This is a genomic window from Cellulomonas phragmiteti (assembly GCF_016862775.1).
In the GTDB taxonomy this organism is placed as follows: domain Bacteria; phylum Actinomycetota; class Actinomycetes; order Actinomycetales; family Cellulomonadaceae; genus Cellulomonas; species Cellulomonas phragmiteti.
Map to the genome: position 1 here is coordinate 15,751 of NZ_BONP01000017.1, position 14,152 is coordinate 29,902.

General features: G+C 76.9%; 12 protein-coding genes. 9 read left to right on the forward strand and 3 right to left on the reverse strand.

The genetic code is table 11. The features are described 5' to 3' along the window. Window positions 1-129: 129 nt before the first annotated feature. The 3 genes from Cph01nite_RS13465 (at window position 130) to Cph01nite_RS13475 (ending at window position 3,523) form a co-directional block, all read left to right on the forward strand. Window positions 130-1,674 (forward strand): CCA tRNA nucleotidyltransferase, encoded by a 1,545-nt coding sequence (locus Cph01nite_RS13465; RefSeq protein WP_203675012.1) that lies wholly within the window; start codon window positions 130-132, stop codon window positions 1,672-1,674. A 69-nt stretch (window positions 1,675-1,743) separates the two neighbouring features. Beyond that, on the forward strand, window positions 1,744-2,310 hold the full coding sequence (locus Cph01nite_RS13470; protein WP_203675014.1) for a sigma-70 family RNA polymerase sigma factor: 567 nt from the start codon (window positions 1,744-1,746) through the stop codon (window positions 2,308-2,310). Further along, window positions 2,303-3,523, forward strand: coding sequence for a hypothetical protein (locus Cph01nite_RS13475; protein ID WP_203675016.1), 1,221 nt, complete (start codon window positions 2,303-2,305; stop codon window positions 3,521-3,523). The genes Cph01nite_RS13470 and Cph01nite_RS13475 overlap by 8 nt, the downstream gene beginning before the upstream one ends. A 6-nt stretch (window positions 3,524-3,529) precedes the next feature. Here the strand turns inward: Cph01nite_RS13475 and Cph01nite_RS13480 are convergent, their stop codons facing one another. Together Cph01nite_RS13480 and Cph01nite_RS13485 are read right to left on the reverse strand one after the other, a co-directional pair. Then, on the reverse strand, window positions 3,530-5,269 hold the full coding sequence (locus tag Cph01nite_RS13480) for a SpoIIE family protein phosphatase (protein ID WP_203675018.1): 1,740 nt from the start codon (window positions 5,267-5,269) through the stop codon (window positions 3,530-3,532). After that, window positions 5,266-6,576, reverse strand: coding sequence for an MFS transporter (locus tag Cph01nite_RS13485; protein ID WP_203675020.1), 1,311 nt, complete (start codon window positions 6,574-6,576; stop codon window positions 5,266-5,268). Before Cph01nite_RS13485 ends, Cph01nite_RS13480 begins: the two co-directional genes overlap by 4 nt. A gap of 103 nt (window positions 6,577-6,679) precedes the next feature. On the opposite strand from Cph01nite_RS13485, the gene Cph01nite_RS13490 reads away from it, so the two are divergent. The 4 genes from Cph01nite_RS13490 (at window position 6,680) to Cph01nite_RS13505 (ending at window position 10,823) form a co-directional block, all read left to right on the forward strand. Then, complete coding sequence (locus tag Cph01nite_RS13490) at window positions 6,680-7,234, forward strand: sigma-70 family RNA polymerase sigma factor (RefSeq protein ID WP_203675022.1); 555 nt, start codon at window positions 6,680-6,682, stop codon at window positions 7,232-7,234. Continuing rightward, window positions 7,227-8,762, forward strand: coding sequence for a hypothetical protein (locus Cph01nite_RS13495; protein WP_203675024.1), 1,536 nt, complete (start codon window positions 7,227-7,229; stop codon window positions 8,760-8,762). Before Cph01nite_RS13490 ends, Cph01nite_RS13495 begins: the two co-directional genes overlap by 8 nt. Before the next feature lie 101 nt (window positions 8,763-8,863). Beyond that, the gene (locus tag Cph01nite_RS13500; protein ID WP_203675026.1) at window positions 8,864-9,421 is read left to right on the forward strand and encodes an RNA polymerase sigma factor; all 558 of its coding nucleotides are present in this window, start codon (window positions 8,864-8,866) and stop codon (window positions 9,419-9,421) included. Next, window positions 9,408-10,823, forward strand: a complete 1,416-nt coding sequence (locus tag Cph01nite_RS13505; RefSeq protein ID WP_203675028.1) for a hypothetical protein — start codon at window positions 9,408-9,410, stop codon at window positions 10,821-10,823. The genes Cph01nite_RS13500 and Cph01nite_RS13505 overlap by 14 nt, the downstream gene beginning before the upstream one ends. 66 nt (window positions 10,824-10,889) lie before the next feature. Here Cph01nite_RS13505 and Cph01nite_RS13510 read toward each other — a convergent pair whose 3' ends face one another. Then, the gene (locus Cph01nite_RS13510) at window positions 10,890-11,876 is read right to left on the reverse strand and encodes a hypothetical protein (RefSeq protein ID WP_239069261.1); all 987 of its coding nucleotides are present in this window, start codon (window positions 11,874-11,876) and stop codon (window positions 10,890-10,892) included. A gap of 187 nt (window positions 11,877-12,063) precedes the next feature. Here Cph01nite_RS13510 and Cph01nite_RS13515 point away from each other — a divergent pair, with 187 nt between their 5' ends. Together Cph01nite_RS13515 and Cph01nite_RS13520 are read left to right on the forward strand one after the other, a co-directional pair. After that, window positions 12,064-12,615 carry a sigma-70 family RNA polymerase sigma factor gene (locus tag Cph01nite_RS13515; protein WP_203675030.1) on the forward strand — a complete coding sequence of 184 codons (552 nt, stop codon included), beginning with the start codon at window positions 12,064-12,066 and terminating at the stop codon, window positions 12,613-12,615. After that, a complete protein-coding gene (locus Cph01nite_RS13520) occupies window positions 12,615-14,003 on the forward strand; it encodes a hypothetical protein (protein WP_203675032.1) in 1,389 nt (462 codons plus the stop codon). Before Cph01nite_RS13515 ends, Cph01nite_RS13520 begins: the two co-directional genes overlap by 1 nt. Window positions 14,004-14,152: the final 149 nt, after the last annotated feature.

Consider the following 14,152-nt stretch of genomic DNA (forward strand, 5'->3'; position numbering starts at 1 on the left):
CGACTCCTCCTGACCCGTTCCGTGCACGCGTCGACGCGCGGTCACGTCACGCCCACGCCCTGGTCATGCCTCCGTCAGCGCGGCGCCACGTCCGCACGCCCGGTCGGCGACCTCTGGCAGGCTTGCCGGGTGCCCGACGTCCCGACCGACCCCACCACCGCAGCCACGACCGCACCGGCGACCCCCCGGCCCGCCGACCAGCCCGACGCGGCGGCCGTGCAGCAGCTGCGACGCCGTGCGCTGGCGTCGCTCGCCGCGATGGCGCCCGACGCGATCGACCTGGGCACGCGGTTCCGCACGGCGGGTCACGAGCTCGCGCTCGTCGGCGGCCCCGTGCGCGACGCGTTCCTGGGCCGCGTCAGCAACGACCTGGACCTGACGACGTCGGCCACGCCGGACGAGGCCGAGCCGCTCATCGCCTCCTGGGGCGACGCGCACTGGGACATCGGCCGGGAGTTCGGGACCGTCGGGGCGCGCCGGTTCGCGGGCCGGCGCGGTGCCGGGTCGCAGGACGTCGTCGTCGAGGTCACCACCTACCGCACGGACGCGTACGACCCGACGTCCCGCAAGCCGCTCGTGCAGTTCGGGGACACCCTCGAGGGCGACCTGTCGCGCCGCGACTTCACGGTCAACGCCATGGCGGTGCGCGTCCCGGACCTCGTGTTCGTCGACCCGTTCGACGGCCTGGCGGACCTGGCCGCCGGCGTGCTGCGCACCCCGATCGACCCGCGACGGTCGTTCGACGACGACCCGCTGCGCATGATGCGGGCCGCGCGGTTCGTCGCCCAGCTGGGGTTCCGGCTGGACGACGACGCCCGCGCCGCGATCGTCGACATGGCGGCGCGCATCGAGATCGTCTCGGCCGAGCGCGTGCGCGACGAGCTGACGAAGCTGCTGCTCGCCCCCCACCCGCGCGCGGGCCTCGAGGTGCTGGTCGACACCGGCCTGGCGGACCACGTGCTGCCCGAGCTGCCGGCGCTGCGCCTCGAGATCGACGAGCACCACCGCCACAAGGACGTCTACCAGCACTCGCTCATGGTGCTGGACAAGGCGATCGCCCTGGAGACGGGCCCCGACGGGCCCGTGCCGGGTCCGGACCTCGTGCTGCGGCTGGCCGCCCTGCTGCACGACATCGGCAAGCCCCGCACCCGCCGCTTCGAGCCCGGCGGCGGCGTGAGCTTCCACCACCACGAGCTGGTGGGTGCCAAGCTCGCGTCCAAGCGGCTCAAGGCCCTGCGCTTCGACAAGCAGACCGTCCAGGACGTCGCGCGCCTCACCGAGCTGCACCTGCGGTTCCACGGCTACGGCGAGGGCGAGTGGACCGACTCCGCGGTCCGCCGCTACGTCACCGACGCCGGCCCGCTGCTCGAGCGCCTGCACCGCCTGACGCGCTCGGACTCCACGACCCGCAACCAGCGCAAGGCCGCACGCCTCCAGGGCGCCTACGACGACCTCGAGCAGCGCATCGCGACGCTGCGCGAGGCCGAGGAGCTCGCGTCGATCCGCCCGGACCTCGACGGCACGCAGATCATGGAGGTCCTCGGCCTGCGTCCGGGGCGCGACGTGGGCGAGGCGTACCGGTACCTGCTGGAGCAGCGCATGGAGCACGGCCCGCTCGGCGAGGACCGCGCGCGCGAGGTCCTCCTGGCGTGGTGGGCGCAGCGGACGGCCTGAGGCCCCCAACCCGCCCGCCGGTGCGGGCGTTGTTCAGGGTGTGACGACCACCCGACCCGGAGGCGGGCGATGACGCGCCGCTCCGACGACGTGCTCGACCGCCTCGTCCGCGACCGGTACCCGGCGCTGCTCGCCCGCGCCCGGCTGCTCGTGCACGACCCGACGGCCGCGCAGGACCTCGTGCAGGACGCGCTCGTCGCGACCTTCGTCGGGCGCGCCCGGTTCACGAGCGTCCCGGCGGCGGAGCAGTACGTGCGCCGGGCGCTGGCGACCCGCTACGTCGACGGTCTGCGCCGCCGGGGGCGGGAGCGCCTCGGCGTCGAGCGTCTCGCCGCGCTCCCGGCCGACGTGGCCCCGGACCCGGCCGACACCCCGACGGGACTCGCCGACGAGGTCGAGGCGGCGCTCGCGGCCCTCGCGCCGCGGGCGCGGGCGTGCGTCGTGCTGCGTCACCTCGAGGACCTGTCGGTGCGCGAGACCGCCGCGCTGCTGCACCTGTCCGAGGGCGCGGTCAAGCGCTACACGTCCGACGGCGTGCGGGCGCTGGGCGACCTGCTCGGTGCCCGCCCGCCCGCCCCCGACCACCCGGAGGTGCCCGTGCACCTCGTGCCCGCCCAGGAGGACCGCCGTGGCTGAGCGACTGCACGACCTCACCGACCTGCTGCGCGCCGCCGAGTCCGAGCGGGTCCGCGGCCTGGCCGCCACCCCGACCGACGCGCCGCTGCGCCACGCGCACGCCGCGCTGCGCCGGGCCCGCACCCGCCGGGCCGTGCTGGGCGTGGGTGGTGCCGCGGCCGCCGTGGCCGTGCTCGTCGCCGGCGCGGTGGCGTGGACGCCCCCGGCGGCCGTGCCGCCGGCAGGTCCCGTGCCGACCCCCGCCGGGACGCCGTCCGCGGGGGCCTCGGTCCCCGGTCTGCCGCCGCTGCGGCAGGCCACCGAGGAGGAGGTCCGCGGCGCACCGGACGGCAGCATGCTCGTGATGTGGAGCCAGAGCACCTGGGCGGACGTCACGCCGCACCTGCCGATCGGCGACGCCCACCTGCTGCTGCTGCGGCCCGACGGGGAGGTCCTGCAGGTGGCCCCGGCGCCGCAGGGAGCGGGCCTGGTGCTCGCGTGGGACCGGGCGGCGGCGACCGCCGCGATCCTGCCCTTGGGGGAGAGCACCGGCGGTGTCCCGGTGGTGGACCTGCTCACCGGGCGGGTCGTCGGGACGGCCGACGAGCAGCTGACGGACGACGTCGTCTCACCCGACGGGTCGCAGCAGGCCTGGCGGACCGACGCGACGCTGCGCGTGCGCACGCCCGACGGCGTCCTGGTGCACGACCTGCCCGCGCGGGGGTGCCGGCCCGTCGTCTGGGTCGACGCCGCGCAGCTGCTGCTCGACTGCCCTGCGCTGGACCCGGTGACGCTCGACCTGACCCGGCAGCCCGGTGCGACGACGGTGCTCGTGGACGCCGCGACGGGCGCCGTCACGCAGCACCGCCACGTCCCCGCCGGTGAGGACCGGCCCGTCGAGCTCGTCGTCCGCACGCAGGACGGTCGTGCCGTCGTCGCCCTCGCGCCCGCGGGCGACGTGCCCCGCGCGGAGCCCTGCCGGACCCGGCTGGGCACGGCCGACGGGCTGGACGTCGCCCCGCTGGGCGAGGTCCCGCCCGCGCGCCTGCACCCGGGGGGCGCGACCACGGCGGGGGACCGGCTGCTCGTGGCGGGGTCCACCGGGTGCGAGGAGGGCGCCCGCTCGGGGGTGTGGGCGCTGGACCTGGTGACCGGTGCGGTCGAGGTGCTGCTGCCGCCGACGGTGGGCAGCGACGCACCCATCGGGCTGGTCGACGTGACCCCCGGGCGCTGACGGGCGTCAGTCGACCCGGACCACCAGCAGGCACACGTCGTCCTCCTGCTGCCGGTCGACGAGCGCGCTGGTGAGCGCGTCGCGCACCTGCGTCGCCGTGGCGTCCTGCGGGACGTCCGCCAGCGCGGCGGACAGCGCGGCGATGCCCTCGCGCAGCCCGCGGTCGCGGCGCTCGACGAGGCCGTCGGAGTACAGCACCACCAGGGCGCCGCGGGGCAGGTCGTGCGAGGCCTCCGGGACGGCACCCGGGTGCGCCGACGGCAGGCCGACGGGCGTGGTGCGGGCCCCGTCGAGGCTGTGGACCCGACCGTCCGGCAGCCGTACGAGCACCGGCGGGTGGCCCGCGCTCGCCCACGTCAGGTGCGCGCCGTCCGCGGTGCACTCCCAGCGGACCAGCACGCACGTGGCGACGTCCGCGACGTCCAGCGCGCGCACGAGGTCGTCGAGACGCTCGAGCGCCTCACCGGGGCGGTCGCCGCGCCACACCGATGCGCGCAGCAGCGACCGCAGCTGACCCATGGAGGCCGCGGCCCGCAGGTCGTGGCCCACGACGTCCCCGACGGCCAGGCTCACCGTGCCGTCCGGCAGGACGAACGCGTCGAACCAGTCGCCGCCGACCTCGGCGCGTCGCCCCGACGGCAGGTACGTCGCAGCGACGTCGAGGCCGGCCACGTCGCCGATGACCGGCAGCAGCGAGTGCTGCAGCGTCAGGGCGGCGTCCCGCTCCGCCAGGTAGAGGCGCACGTTCTCCAGCAGCACCCCGGCGCGGCGGCCCAGGTGCGCGGACGTGACGACGGTCTCGCGGTCGAACCCGTCGGCGTCCCGGTGCACCAGGCACAGGACGCCCAGGACGCGGTCGCGCCCGGTGAGCGGGACCAGCAGCGCGCTGCCCAGCCCGAGCGTGCGCAGCAGCGCCAGCTCGGACGGCGTGGTGCGGTCCGGCAGGGACGCCAGGTCCACGGGCAGCGGCATCGGCACATGGTTCGCGCCCGCGGCGAGGGTCTGCGCCACCCGGGGCGAGCGGGTCAGCCACGACGTGCCCTGCGTGCCCAGCGCGTGGGCGACCTCGCGGTGCTCCGGGTCGGACGTGACGACGTGGATGCGTTCCATCTGCCCGGACTCGGCGCGCATCGCGACGAACCCCCACGTCGCCAGGCGCGGCACCACCAGGTCGGCCAGCGCGTCGACGGCGTCGTCGTACTCCAGGTGCCGGGACAGCTCCTCGCCCATGCGCGCGAGCAGCTCGAGCCGGTCCGCGGTGCGGTGCATCAGCGACAGCTCGAGGGTGCGCGCGGCCTCGCCCACCGCCTCGGCCGTCACGTCGACCTGGACGCCGACCCGGTGGGTGACCCGGCCCTCGTCGTCGCGCAGCTGGGTGATCGCCAGCTGGTTCCAGAAGCCGGAGCCGTCCTTGCGGACGTTGAGCAGGACCTCCTGGACGTCCTCGCCGCGTGCCAGCGCCGCCCGCAGCCGGTCGACGGCCCGCGGGTCGGTGCCCTCGCCCTGCAGGAACCGGCAGTTGCGGCCGCGGACCTCCTCGATCCCGTAGCCCGTGAGGGACGTGAACGCGGCGTTGGCCCACACCACCGGGTCGTCGGGCAGGCGCGGGTCCGAGACCGTCATGGCCAGCGGCCCGGCCTCGAGGATGGCCCGGGCCAGGGGCTCGGTCAGCAGGTCGTCGGGCAGGGGGCACTCGTCGGGCTGCCGCGCGGCGTCGTCCGGCGTGAGGGTCCCCGCCTCGGTCACGTGCGGACCCCGAGGGCCGGCCGCGCGACGGGCGCGGGGGTGCGCGGGCTGCGGGCGAACCCGACCGCCCCGGCCAGGTACACCGCGGCGAGGGCGGCGAACAGCGGCGGCGACCACCCCGTGTCCGGCAGCGCGACGGCCGCGAGCGCCGCCGCGCCGACGAACGCGGCGTTGTACAGGACGTCGTACAGCGAGAACGCCCGGCCGCGGTACGCGTCGGCGGTGTCCCGCTGGACGATCGTGTCGACGGCGATCTTCGCGCCCTGCGCGGCCAGGCCCAGCGCGCCGCCCGCCCCCAGCACGGCCGGCAGCGTCACGGTGACGACGAGCACCACCTGGCTCGCGACGGCCAGCAGCAGGCACAGCACCACCCACACGTGCGGCCCGACCCGCGGGCTCAGCACCGGCGTCAGGACCACCGCGAGCGCGAACCCGACGGCGCTGGCCGCCAGGACGTACCCGAACGTCGCAAGTCCCGCGGCGGCGTCCGCGGGGTCGGACAGCAGGTTGCGGGCGATGAGGATGCTGGAGATGAACACCGCGCCGTAGCAGAACCGGTGCAGCGCCATGATGCCCAGCGCGTACGCGGGGGTGCGGCGCGCGACCAGGTAGCGGGCGCCGGCGACGAGCCCGCGGGCGAGCTCGCCGAGCGCGTCGCGCACGTCCCCCCGGGCGGCGCGCTCGTCGGGACCGAGCTGGTCCGGCGCCAGGCGGGTGGCCAGGGCCGACGCGCACGCCATGACGGCGGCCGCGACCAGCAGGGAGATCGCGTCGCGCACCCGGCCCGTCGGCAGCAGCAGGCCCAGGGCGAACCCCACGGCGCCGCCCAGCCCCGCGGCGGCCGCCCCGAGCGTGGGGGTCAGCGAGTTCGCCGTCAGCAGGAGCGGCCCGTCGACGACCTTCGGCAGCGACGCGGACAGCGCGGCGAGCAGGAACCGGTTGACGGACAGCGTGACGAGCGCCAGCACGTACACCGCCGGCCCGACCCCGCTGGTCAGCATGACCGCCGCGATGACCAGGGTGAGCGCGACCCGCACGAGGTTGCCGACCAGCAGCACCTGCCGGCGCCGCCAGCGGTCCAGCAGCACGCCCGCCCAGGGCCCGACGATGGTGAACGGCAGCAGCAGCACCGCGAACGCCGCGGCGACCCCCGTGGCCGTCGACGCGTTCTCGGGGGAGAAGAAGAAGAGGGTGGCCAGCCCGACCTGGAACATGCCGTCCGACGCCTGGCTGACCAGGCGCACGGCGAAGAGCCGGCGGAAGCCGGTCAGGGGCCACAGGGCCCGGAGGTCGGAGATCACCTGCACCTGCCAAGGTTACGTCCCGGTACGGACACCGCGCCGACGGCCCCCAACCCGCCGCGGGGCTGCTCCGTTCTCCAGGGCGGGGGCCACGGACGAGGAGGCACGGGTGGGCAGGCGCTGGGAACAGCTGCTCGAGGAGGTCGCGCGCGAGCGGTACGCGCGGCTGCTGGGACGGGCCGCGCTGCTCGTGCCCACGCGTGCCGACGCGGAGGACCTCGTGCAGGACGCCCTGGTGGCGACCTTCACGGGCCGGGCCCGGTTCACCTCGGCGGCCGAGGCCGAGCAGTACGTGCGCCGCGCGATCGTCACGCGCTCGGTCGACCGGTACCGCAGCGCCGCCGCCGAGCGCCGCGCCCTCGAGCGCCGGGGCGCCTGGCCCGTCGTCGACGACGAGCTCGTGCCCACGGGCCTCGACCGGGACGTGGTGGAGGCGCTGCAGACGCTCTCGCCCCGGCAGCGGGCGTGCGTCGTCCTGCGGCACGTCGACGACCTGTCCGTCGAGCAGACCGCCGCCGCGCTCGGGCTGAGCGCCGGCGCCGTCAAGCGGTACACCTCCGACGGGACGGCGCGCCTGCAGGCCGCGCTGGGTGCCGGCGCCGCGGGCGGGGACACCGTGCCCGTCGAGCTCACGACCACCGCACCGGAGGTGCGACGTGACTGACCTGGGACACCTCCTGAGCAGCGTCGAGCAGAACGTCGAGCAGGCGCACACGGGCGCCGCGACCCCCGCCGAGGTGCTCGCGGGCACGCGCGCCACCGTGCGTCGTCGCCGTCTCCTGCGTCACGTGCGCGACGGCGCGACCGGCGCGCTCGCGGTGGTCGCCGTCGCGGGGCTGACGACGTGGGGGCTGCAGGCGCGGCCCACCCCGCCCGCGGACGTCGTCCCGACGCCGTCGACCGGCCCGACGCCCACGGCCACCACCGGCCCGGACGTGCCCGAGAGCGTCGCCCTGACCCTCGGCGCGCCCGTGCAGGTCGCCACGCCCCGGGACGTGCCCGTCGCCGACCTGCTCGCGGCCGCCGGGCCGGGGTGGAGCCTGGTGACCGTCACTCAGGAGCGCGTCGGCGCGTCGCAGGACGTCATGCAGCCCGGTGACCTGCGCAGCGTGATCGCCCTGATGTCGCCCACGGGCGAGCGGACCACCCTGCTCGACGTCGCGGGCACGACGTCGCTCGGGATCGTGGACTGGCGGGCCGGGGCGCCGGTCGCGCAGGCCTCCGGCAGCGTCGACGTCGACGCGGGGTTCGTGTCCGGCACGCTGGACCTGCGGACCGGGCAGCTCACCCCGGTGCCGTTCCCCTGGGTGCACCACGCCCTGGGGACCGCCGCCACCGGCGAGTCCGTGTGGTTGGTCGCCGAGATGCCCGCGGACCTCGCCGCGCTGGACGACGAGGCACGCAGCCACTTGCGCCCCGCGGCGCCCGGCAGCATGGTGGCGCTCGACCCCGAGTCCGTCGTGGAGCCCGGAGGGGACCCCACGACGGTGCCGCACCTGGCGGGCCGGCTCTGGCTCGTCGCGCCCGACGGGGCCCTGCGGGACCTCGGCGACGTGAGCCTGCCGCACCGCCTGCCCCCGATGAGTCCGGACGGCCGGTGGCTCGCGCTGCAGGCACCCGACGGCGGGCTGCAGGGGGTGGACCTGCGCGCGGGCACGACCCGGCCGGTCGCGGGCGCGCCGACGGACCCCGCGTGCCGGCTCGCCGGGTGGGCCGGCGCGCACGCCGTGCTCAGCACGTGCCCGGGCGCCGACGGCGCGTGGCAGCTCGACGCGGTCGACCTCGCCGACGGTGGCGCCACGCGGCTGGCGACGAGCGACGTGCCCGTGCGGGACGCCTGGCCGCTCGGCGACGGGCGCGTGGGGCTGGGCCGCGTGGTGCTGCCCGCGCCGTGCGACGTCGTGTCCGACCCGGCGGTCCTCCAGGACGGTGCCGTGCGCTCCCTCACCGACGCCTGGTCGCCGTACGACCACGGCACGTGGCTGACGTTCACCGGCGGCGCCGCCTGGACGTCGCTCAACGGGTGCTACCCGGGCACCGGCCGCGCCGACCCGCAGCGCGACGTGCGCGTCGACCTGACGACGGGGGAGACGAGCACCCTCGCGTGGCTCGAGCCCCGGCGCGGCGTCGAGCAGGTCGTCGAGGACGACGTGTGGCGCGTCACCGGCCTGTCGGTCGTCCCCGGCCGCTGACGCCCCGTCCACCCGGCCCCGCCCACAACCCCGCACGGTGCTGCGGCGTTGTAGCCGTGACAGGGTCGTGGTGGAGAGGTGACGACGATGGCGGCGACGACGTGAGCCGGGGGTGGGCACCGGCGCTCGACCGGCTCGTGCACGAGCGGTACGGGGGGCTCGTCGCGTACGCGACGGTGCTCGCGGCCGACCGGTCGGTGGCGCAGGACCTCGTGCACGACGCGCTGGTCAGCACGTACACGGCGCGGGCGTCGTTCGGGTCCGTCCCGCAGGCGGAGGCCTACGTACGGCGCGCGATCGCGTCGCGGTTCGTCGACCGCGCCCGACGTGGTGGACGCGAGCGCACCGCGGTGGTCCGCCTCGCGCACGCCACCCCGGAGTCGACGGAGCTGCGCTCGGACCTGCTCGACGCGGACGTCGCCGCCGCGCTGGCCCGGTTGTCCACGCAGCAGCGGGCGTGCGTGGTGCTGCGGCACCTCGACGACGTGTCCGTCCGGGACACCGCCCGGCTGCTCGGACTCAGCGAGGGCGCGGTGAAGCGGTACGTCTCCGACGGCGTCGCGACCCTCAACGCCCTGCTGGGCACCCGCTCCCCGACGGCCGAGCCGATGTCCGTCACCCTCGTCGACCGCCAGGAGGTGCGTCGTGACGACCGATGACCTGACCGCCCGCCTCGAGCGCGCGCTGGGCCTGCAGGAGCAGCACGAGGGCGACGTCCGGCCGGACGCCGCGGCGCTCGCGGACCTGCACGACCGCGTCGCCCGCGGCCGGCGGGGGCGCCTCGCGTCGCACGCGGCCGTCGCGGCGGCGGTGGTCGGGGTGCTCGGCGTCGCCGGGTGGTTCGGGCTGCAGGCCCGCACCGTCCCGCAGCCCGCGCACACCCCGACCCCCTCGGTCACGGCCGCACCGACCCCTGCGCCGACGCCCGCGCCGAGCGCGGTCGCCTCCGCGGCGCCGCTCGAGCCGGTGGCGCTGCCCGGCCTGCCACCGATGTTCCGAGCACCCGAGGGGCTCCTCGAGCAGACGGGGCCCGGCTGGTTCCTCCTCGCGTACGCGTCGGGGCTGTACGAGCCGCCCGCCGGTGACGGCGAGCGCCACGCGCTGGTGGTGTCCGCGCCGACCGGGGAGCTCTACCACCTGCTCGACGTCGCGCCCGGTGGTGTGACGCCCGTGCGCTGGTCCGCGCCCGGGACGGCCCGCGCGGTCGTCTGGGACGGGCAGGGCGAGTCCCGGGTCGGGACGGTCGACCTGCGCACGGGTGACGTCGTGGTGGACGACAGGCTCCCCGCGAGCGCCGAGTGGGTCGGCATGTCGGGGGCGGACGAGCTGTGGCTGGCGGCGTCGTGGGACGACGCGACGGACGGCACGCTGCACGTCCTGCCGGCCCAGGGACCGGGGCGCCGGCTGGACGTCGCGCTGTGGAGCGCCACGGTCGCGCCCGACGGGCGGACCGTCGTCGGCGCCGGCCCGGGGGGCGTCGTCGAGGCCGTCGACGTCGCGACGGGACGCCGGACGACCCCGGCGACGCCGCCCGGCCAGACGTGCCACGTGGTCGGGTGGCTCGACGCCACGGGCGTGATGGCGTCGTGCGTCGACCCGCAGCCCGACCCGCCGACGTCGCGCTGGAACCACGACGAGCACGGCGGCCAGGTCGTGCGCCTCGACGTCACGGGCGGCCCGGCGCGGACGCTGACCACGCTGGGTCCCGACGGCGTCGTGCCGTGGACCGGGCAGCACGTGCGCGACGGGGTCCTCGTGGCGTCGTCGGCGCCGCTGCTGTCGAGCACCGACTGCTACGAGTTCTGCTACGGCGGCGCGTACCTGTGGACCGGGAGCGACGTGCGGGAGGTGACCACGTCCGTCGACCTGGGCGACGACGTGTGCGAGGTCCGCGCCGGCGGCGCCGGGCTGCTGCTGCGTACCGGTGACCTCTGCTACGAGGAGACGACGGGCTCGCAGTGGTGGACCGTCGAGGAGGCGACGGGCGCCACCCGCCTGGTCGGCCCCGCCGTCGAGTCGGACCTCGGCATCGGCGCCTACGCCGCGGTCGAACGCTCCTGACACCTGCCCCGCCCCGGCCCACTCCGCGAACGTGAGGGGTTGCCGTCGTCAGGCGACGGCAACCCCTCACGCTGCGCACCCGGGGCCGCAGGGGAGCAGGGTGCCGCGCCAGCCGCGCGCGTGGAGGGCTGCCGCCAGCTGGGCCGCCGTCGCGCACGGGGTCGTCACGACGTGGCGCCAGCGGTAGCGCAGCGTGACGTCCCCGCCGGCCACCCGCACGGCGTTGTCCCGCCACACGTCGCCGTCGGCGCGGCCCGCGTGCGCGAGGCGCCCGTCGAGCTCGACCCGCATGCCGAGCCGCTCGAAGCGACGGTCGGCGCGGACCCACCCGCCGTCGAGCCGCTCGCGCACCTGCGCCTGCGAGCGCGGCAGTCCGTGCGCACGCTCGACGTCCCGGTCGTAGCGGTGCTCCAGCGGGGACTCGACGCGCGCGTCCGGATCGCCCAGCAGGCCTGCCGCCAGACGTCGGTGCCGCAGCCGGGCACGGCCGTCGAGCACGGCGAGGAGCCGGTGCCGCGGCACCCCGAGCCGCACCGCCTCGCACAGCACCGCCACCACGGCGTCGTCGTCGAGCGCGTGCGCCACGAGGTCGACCGCGGTGCCGGCGACGTCGGTGCAGCGCAGCGACCCGGACGCGCGAGGCATCTCCCGACGTCGGTGGACCCGCAGCCCGGCCCGGGCGTCGACGGTGCGCTCCGCGGGGACGCTCACGACGAGGACCGGCCCCGGCGACGTCACGAGCCCGTGCGCGTACCCCGCGGACCGGTGCGACAGGGCGGCGTCCCTCCCGGCGGCCAGCACGGCGCCCTGCGCGCGCTGCCGCCACGACGGCACGCCCGACTGCAGCAGCACGACGCCGCGGTGCAGCCGCTGCCAGGCGCCCGCGCGCACACGTCGCGCGGTCACGGTGTCGGTGACGCCGGCCCGGGCGAGCATCCCGGTGGTCGTGACCCCGTCGTGCCGGACGACGCGGCTGCGCAGCGGCTCGGGCAAGGAGTCGACGTCGGGAAGACCCCGCACGTCGACCCGGCGGGCGTCGAGAGGAACGGCCACACCCCATCCCACCGCACCGACCCCCCGACGGGCCGGTCGACCACCCATCTGTGGACGACGCCGACCGAGTCGTGAGGGGTTGCCGTCGGGAGACGACGCCCAACCCCTCACGTCGAGGACCACCCCAACCCCGTGGGAACCTGCGGCGTCTAACTCGCATGGACGTGAGGACACGGGCGGTGGGGTCGTGAGGAGACCGGGGTGGCAGCCGGTGCTGCAGGCACTGGTGCAGGACAGGTACGGCGCGCTGGTCGCCCGCGCGACGCTCGTGACGGGGACCCGCGCCGACGCGCTCGACCTCGTCCACGACGCGCTCGTCGCGACCTTCGGCGCCGGCGCCGCGTTCAGCAGCGTCGCGCAGGCCGAGCAGTACGTGTGCCGGGCCATCACGACGCGCTCGGTCGACCGGGTGCGGCGCGGGATCCGCGAGCGCCGGGCCGTCGAGCGGCTCCAGGCCATGACCCCGACGTCCGTGGTCGACCCCGACCCCGACGTCCTCGGCGTCGACGTCGTGGCGGCGCTCGCGGACCTGGCACCCCGCGAGCGTGCCTGCGTGCTGCTGCGGCACCTCGACGACCTGTCCGTGGCCGAGACCGCGAGGACGCTGAACCTCAGCGAGGGCGCGGTCAAGCGCTACACCGCGGACGGGATCGCCCGCCTCAACGCCCGCCTGGGCACGACGTCGGCACCGTCCGACGTCGTCGACGTCCGGCTCGTGCCCGGAGAGGAGACCCGCTGATGACCGACGACCTGGCAACCCGACTCCGGGCCACGCGCGACGCCTACGAGGAGCGCGAGGCCGAGACCCGGCCCGACGAGGTCGAGCTCGCGCGCCTGTACCGGGACGTGCGACGGCACCGTGCCGCGCGTCACCTGCGGTCCGTGGGCGCCGTCGCCGCTGCCGGCGTCGCCGTCGCGACCATCGGCTGGTTCGGGCTGAACGTCGCACCCGACGTCCCGCCAGCGCAGACGCCGTCGCCGAGCCCTACCGTGACCGCCACGCCCACGCCGGACGCCGCTCCCGGGCCGACCGCGCCCGAGGTCGTGCGCGCACCCGTGGTCATCACCGGCATGCCGCCGATGTGGGAGCTCGACGACGCCACTCTCGCGGCCGTCGGCCCCGGCTGGACGCTGGTCACCTACGGTCCGCAGGACCAGGGTGGAGCCGACGTCCCCGCGCAGGTGGTGCTCGCCTCCCCGGGAGGCGACCTGTTCCACGTCGCCCAGGAGCCCGCCGGTCGCCTCGACGTCCTGGCGTGGGACGGCGGTCCGACGGCCGTCGTCGCCGGCCCCGACGGGCGCGCATCGCTCGACCTGCGGACCGGTGCCCTCGCAGCGGACCCGCGAGGGCTGCCCTCCGGTGCGCACGCGTACGGGCCGCACGCCGCGGGTGAGCTGTGGAGCGCGTCCGATGGCACGACGTGGGTGGTCCCCGCCTCCGGTGACGCGCGTGCCGTGCCCGGCACCGCCGGTCTGCGGCTGGACCTGGCACCCGACGGCGCCCGCGGGGCGGCGGTCGACCTCGACGGCCGGCCCGTGGTCGTCGACCTGCGCACGGGCGCGCGGACGGACGTCGGGGTCGCCGGCCTGCGGTGCAGCGTGCTCGGCTGGGCCGACGCGGCCAGGGTCGGGCTGCTGTGCACCGACCCGACGGACGCGGACGACGGCGGCTTCCTGCCGTACCTGCTGGCCGACCCCGGTTCCCGCCCGCGCTACGTGCTCGTGGCCGCGGACGGCTCCGGGTCGCCCGAGGTGCGCGAGATCCGCACCGGGGAGCTCGTGCCCGGTCGTGTGCTGCCGGTGCGACCCGGGACGGTCGCCCTGGCCGGCGCACCCCTCGGGGACGACGTCATCGAGTGCGCCACGTCCACGGAGCTGCGCACGGGGGACACCGTCTCCTCGCTCGTCGCGCCGGGCGACGCGCGACTGCCGCACACGACCGTCATCGGGGTGGTCGGGGACGTGGTGCACGTCCTGCGGTTCGTCTCGTGCGCGCCGGACGGCGACGCGGGGCCGAGCGAGACGGTCGTCGTCGACACGGTCACCGGGACGACCACGGTCCTGCCGGCCGGTCCCGTGGGTGACTCGACGATGGTCCCGGGCCGCGCGGTCACGGTCACGGGCTGAGGACGCGGGCCCGGGGGCGCCGTCCGGGAACGACGTGAGGGGTTGCCGTCGCGATGCGACGGCAACCCCTCACGAACATGCGGTGGCGGAGGTCAGCGCTCGACCTGGGGTCGCGCTGGGCCTGCGTTGCGCTGCGGGCACCGGCCTGA